We start from the raw sequence: 5,796 nt of genomic DNA, 5'->3' as shown, positions 1-5,796 counted from the left end.
ACAGTTGACTTGTTTTTTTTGATAAATTTTACCCATATCTCAGCCACTCCTGTTTTATCTATGCTTCTTTGCTCCTATATCTCGCTGTGGCGCTAATTCCTGCTTAAGGAGGCTATTTTCATTTATGAAAAAGCTCTTTTCTTCTGTTTTATCTTTCGTTTTTTTATTTAATTCTTTTATTCCGGCTTTTGCGGCCAATTGCAATTATGAAGGTATGCTTAAAAGCAGTTCAAATCCATCTTGGCTTTCTCCGGAATGTCTTATTGGTTTTACTTGCAAGTATATGAACAATGATGAGAATAGGGCAAAAAATAGAAAAATAGGCCACAATGGATATAATGCGTATTTAGCTAAAATGGACAAAATTTTGCACAGTACTGGAAATAATGCTGAACAGGATAAATTTCTTAACGCTGCTAATGTTTTTGTTGCCGCCTATGGCATAAACAATGATAAAAAAGTATTGCTAAAATCTGGCGAATGGGTATTGCGTCCTGTTAGTAAAGAAGATATAGAACGGGCAATAAATATAGTTAACCAGGCTTGCTCAAAGAACGGTGAAGACAAGTTTATTGATGCACTTAATCAAGAAAAACAAAGAGCAGATTCTGGGCAAAGAAAGGCTTTTATACCGGATTTAAAATATATAAATGCGGAAATCATGTGTCCTTCTGAGGGTACGGGCGGAGAACCTTGCAAAGATATGAAGGAATTTGAAGCTTTACTGAAAAGTAAGATTAAAGAGGTGTACGCTCAAGGCAAACATTGCAGAGAATCCGGCGATTGCGATTTTGATATACATAAAGTTGTCCAGAATATGCTGGCTAAAAGCGATAGTAAAAAATGCGATGATAAGTTCTATCTTACCAATCAAAATTTACGTTATTTATTTCTTGTATATGCCGCTTTGATTAATAATAGTTTTGGAGATATAAACCAACTGCGTCATTATATCAACGGAAATTATCCCCAGCGCGTCAAGGCCGCCGCAGCAAATGCGGCGATGGCTTTTTCCAAATACACTCTTAATGTTAATGAGGGCGTGAAAAAACTCAATACCATGCCTGGAACTTTTGATTACAATACCCAACAAAGGGAGATTATCGCCGCGGAAGTTTCTTTAGAGTATATGCGTTTTGGCCTAAGCGAAGCCGGCTATAAGTTATATAAACAAAACATTGACAGAGTAATAGAAGGGTATGATAAATCGGAACTTGTGATAGTTGACCAAAATGGCAATATATTACAAAAGGCCTCAATGCCGGCTTTCGCGGCAGCTATGGTGCAGGGGGCGTCCGGAGGAATGTCTAATAGCGGAATAGCTATTGAGATTTCCAAGTATGGCAGCGCTATTATCAGACATTTAAAAACCCCTGTTACTATTGATTTAAGCAAAATCGGGACATTAGCCCGCGGCGCGGTTGTAATTGAAAGTTCTGCCGTCGGCGTTTTACTGGGTGCCCTTGCAATACCGGCGGCTACGATATATGAACTAAATAATGCTTTTGCCGGCAGTTATTTAAGAGCTAAGAAAGATTCCGTAAATAAATATATGTCTCAATTAATAGACGGATCAACGACTGCTTTGAGCAATTTCGAATATGTTTATTCCCGAGATATCCCTATCGGGGTTATGGAAATGTTTTAACGGCGGCACAACTCTAACCTCCTCCGGCGGTACTACAATTCGTATCGGCACCGATGAAATGGCACCGGGTACAAGCAGGGGGGAGCCTAATACACATTTACATTTTGAAGAAATACAATACTTTAAAGACACTCAGCCTTATATATGCAATCACGCCGTCTATTTTCTCATGCCTCCGGCTGGGAACAAAAATATAAATGTTGGGCATTATTTAGAAATGCTTTGGAAAATATTTTATTGATGTTTTTGCTTGCTTGTATATTTTGGGGGACCCCGCGTCTTTTAGGCGCGGGGTTTCAGACGTAAATGCGCTGATAGTGTTTTATTCTAAATTCCTTTATGAAAGGGCTTTAAATTGCTAAAATAAAAATAATATCCAAGGAGTATATTTATATGGCAATTAACGATAAACTTCCACCCCAGGCTTTAGACGCAGAAATGGCCGTTTTGGGTTCCATGATGATAGAAGCCGAAGCTTTGGAACGGGCTTTTGACATTTTAAAACCTGAACATTTTTACAAAAATGCTCATCAAAAGATTTTTAACGCTATGGCATCTTTGATGTCCAAGAACCAAGCCGTAGATTTGATAACCATTACCGAAGAACTTAAAAGACAGGGCTTTTTGGCCGAAATCGGCGGGGAGCGTTACCTTTCCGAGCTTATGGGGAAAGTTTCCACCGCGGCGCACGTAGAGCATTACGCAAAAATGGAGCTTATAAATATTTCCACTTCAACCGTTGAGGAATGTTATAAAAATCCCGATGACCCTACAAGCCTTATTGACGAGGCCCAGGGCAAACTTTTTAAACTTAACCAGCAAAGGGAACTTAAGGGGTTTGTGTCTTCAAAGGAACTTTCCGGCGAAGTCATGCAGATGATAGAAAAGCTTATCGTCGACAAAAATCCTATAAAAGGCGTTCCCACCGGCTTTACAAAGTTTGATTTAAAAACCGGCGGTTTAAGGAAGTCCGATTTGATTATTCTTGCCGCGCGTCCTTCTCAGGGTAAGACGGCAATGGCCTTAAATATAGCCCATTATGCCGCCGTGCACGCAAAAGTGCCGGTGGCGATATTTTCCCTGGAAATGAGCCGCCACTCCATTTATCAAAGAATGGTGTGTTCCGCCGCAATGGCTGATTTGCATCAGGTAAGCACAGGTATGTTTAAAAAAGAACGCTGGCGCGAACTTGCAAGGGAAATACAAAGGCTTGGCGAAGCGCCGATGTTTATTGACGATACCCCGGCCTTAACCATTACCGATATACGCGTGCGTTCAAGAAGGCTTGCCAGCGAACTTAAAAAACAGGGCAAGGAACTCGGCCTTATAATGATAGACTATATAGGCCTTATACGCGGCGGCGGGAAAAAGGCGGAATCGCGTCAGCAGGAAGTTTCCGAAATTTCAAGAATGCTTAAAGAGCTTGCCCGTAACCTTGAGGTGCCGGTATTGGCGCTTTCCCAGCTTAACAGAAAGACTGAAGACAAAACCCGCACCAGCAACAGGCCTCAGCTTTCGGACTTGAGGGAATCAGGCTCAATAGAGCAAGACGCCGACGTCGTAGCTTTGATACACCGCGAAGGTTATTATAAAAGGGATGATCCCAGCCTTGAACGCGACGCCACTCTTATCATCGCCAAACAACGCAACGGCCCGGTGGGCGACGTTAAACTGAACTGGTACAGCGAATACACTTTATTTGCCAACCCCGCGCCCGAAAATGTAGAAGTTGCGCCGGAGGCCGCGCCGGTATGATGACGGATATGCCTCTTTTGCGCCCTACTTACGCCGCGATCAGCTTAAAAGCGTTGGCTTTCAACCTTGGCAAAGCGCGGGCGGAACTTAATGCCCGAGGGCGCGAAAACTGTAAAATAATGCTTCTTGTAAAAGCCAACGCATACGGACACGGGGCGGAGTTGGTTTCCGCTTTCGCGCAGAAAGAAAAACTTTGCGACGCTTTCGGCGTTGCTTCCATAGAAGAGGGCATAATTTTAAGGCAAAATGGGATAACTCTGCCGATATTGGTTTTGGGGAGCGTTTATCCTTTTGACTGTTTTGAATACGCTTTAAAATACGGCCTTTCGGTAGCGGTGGCAAGCGTTCGCGCGGCCAAATATATAACCGAGCTTTCGGCAAAACTTAAGATTACGGCAAAATGCCACGTCAAGCAGGAAACTGGTATGGGCCGCATAGGCAGCCGCCGCCCGGCCGCTTTGGAAATTTTAAAAATTTTAAATCAGGGCGAGTATGTAAAAACAGAAGGGACTTTCAGCCACTTTTCCAGCGCGGACGGCAGCGAAGAGTATACTCGTATGCAGTTGGGCTATTTTAAAGATTTGCTTTGCGAGGCCGCCGCGCAGGGGCTTAAAGTCGGTTCGGCTCATATATCGGCCAGCAGCGGTTTTTTAAATTATAAAGACGCCTGTTTTGATATGGTGCGCCTCGGCCATTTGGCTTACGGTTTGGAAGAAGGCTATAAGCCGGTTTTGTCTTTAAAATCCAAAATAGTTTTTATAAAAGACGTTCGCGCAGGCGCGGCGATAAGCTACGGCCGTACTTTTAAGTGCGCGCGGCCTTCCAAAATTGCGACTATACCTTTAGGCTACGGCGACGGATTTCACAGGGTTTTATCCAATAAAGCAAAAGTTTTGATACATGGGAGGCCGTGCCCTCTTATCGGTAATATAACCATGGATATGCTTATGGCCGATATTACGGAACTGGGGGATATCCCCGTCGGCAGCGAAGCCGTTTTTATAGGCCGTCAAGGTTCTGAAGAAATTACTGCCGCACAGGTTGCCGCCGCGGCCGGAACTATAGATTATGAAGTTTTAACCTCCATAACGGCCAGAGTGCCCAGAAAGGCGGAAGACTGATGTTTAAAAGTTTAGGAAGATTCGTATTAAACGCTTTAACTCAAATAGGGCAGGCTTCAAGCTTGGTCTACTCTTCCGTATTTTGGCTTTTCAGAGCCCCTCTTGAGTTTGCCCAAACCATGCAGCAGACCGTCAAAATAGGCGTGGAATCCATGATAGTGGCTACGCTTACCAGCCTTTTTACCGGCATGGTTTTGGCTTTGCAGGCCGGCACGACGATGCAAAGTATTTTAAGCGAACCGATTTATATAGGCACATTGGTGGGATTTTCATTGGTAAGGGAACTCGGGCCGGTATTGACGGCTTTTGTCGTGGCCGGGCGCGCCGGCGCGGCCGTTACGGCGGAAATAGGCACCATGCGCGTAACCGAGCAGATAGACGCTTTGCATACTTTGGGCACCGATCCCATACGTTACTTGGTTATACCAAGGCTTATAGCTTTTACTTTGGCTATACCGATACTTACTTTGTTTGCAAATGTTACGGGTATGTTCGGCGGATATTTGGTAAGCGTTTACGGTTTGGGCGTTTCCTCCTATACTTATCTTGAAGACATAACCACTTTTATCGGCGTGGACGATTTAATGCACGGGTTTATAAAGTCTGTTTTCTTTGCTTTTATGATAGGCGTAGTCTGCTGTTATAAAGGGCTTTATACCAGGGGCGGCGCGGAAGGCGTCGGCAAATCAACCACGCAGGCCGTAGTCGTAAGCATGGTGATGATTTTGGTTTTGGATTATTTCTTTACTGCGATTTTAAACGCTTTGGGTATATAGATGATAAAGATAAAGGATTTGAAAAAATATTTCGGCAGCAAGCATATCCTGCGCGGTGTCAACCTTGACATAAAAGACGGAGAGGTTACCACTATAATAGGCGGCAGCGGCACCGGCAAAAGCACATTGATAAAGTGCATAATCCGCCTGCTGGAGCCGGACGGCGGGGAAATACTCGTCAACGGCAAGGACATTACCCATGTCACCGGCAAGGAACTGCGCGCCGCCCGCGAAAAGCTGCAGATCGTGTTTCAGGACCCCTATTCCTCTCTGAATCCCAGACTGCGTATTGAGTCCACCATCATGGAGCCTTTGAAGCAGTCCGGCCGGTTTAAGAACAAGGAAGAGATGAAGGCCGAGGCCAACCGCCTGATGGAGCTGGTGGGCATCGATAAGCGGATGATGCACGCCTATCCCCATGAACTGGACGGCGGCCGTCGCCAGAGAATCGGGATCGCAAGAGCTCTGTCTTTGGGCCCGAAGATGATCGTATGTG

At 44.7% G+C, this 5,796-nt stretch carries 5 protein-coding genes; all 5 read left to right on the top strand.

Annotated elements, in window-relative coordinates:
* Positions 1-124 precede the first annotated feature (124 nt).
* Positions 125-1,648 carry a hypothetical protein gene (locus ACQY26_RS04030; RefSeq protein ID WP_428047829.1) on the top strand — a complete coding sequence of 508 codons (1,524 nt, stop codon included), beginning with the start codon at positions 125-127 and terminating at the stop codon, positions 1,646-1,648.
* Between the two features lie 393 nt (positions 1,649-2,041).
* Positions 2,042-3,403 carry a replicative DNA helicase gene (dnaB, locus tag ACQY26_RS04025; protein WP_428047827.1) on the top strand — a complete coding sequence of 454 codons (1,362 nt, stop codon included), beginning with the start codon at positions 2,042-2,044 and terminating at the stop codon, positions 3,401-3,403.
* Complete coding sequence (alr, locus tag ACQY26_RS04020) at positions 3,400-4,524, top strand: alanine racemase (RefSeq protein ID WP_428047826.1); 1,125 nt, start codon at positions 3,400-3,402, stop codon at positions 4,522-4,524. The genes dnaB and alr overlap by 4 nt, the downstream gene beginning before the upstream one ends.
* Positions 4,524-5,300 carry an MlaE family ABC transporter permease gene (locus ACQY26_RS04015; RefSeq protein WP_428047824.1) on the top strand — a complete coding sequence of 259 codons (777 nt, stop codon included), beginning with the start codon at positions 4,524-4,526 and terminating at the stop codon, positions 5,298-5,300. Before alr ends, ACQY26_RS04015 begins: the two co-directional genes overlap by 1 nt.
* Positions 5,301-5,796: ATP-binding cassette domain-containing protein (locus ACQY26_RS04010; protein ID WP_428047823.1), on the top strand; the 496-nt coding region annotated here is incomplete at its 3' end.

The sequence above is a fragment of the Candidatus Proelusimicrobium excrementi genome, assembly GCF_937881865.1.
Classification (GTDB): domain Bacteria; phylum Elusimicrobiota; class Elusimicrobia; order Elusimicrobiales; family Elusimicrobiaceae; genus Proelusimicrobium; species Proelusimicrobium excrementi.
Note: the sequence above shows the minus strand (reverse complement) of the source record. Positions and strands in the feature narration are given on the sequence as shown.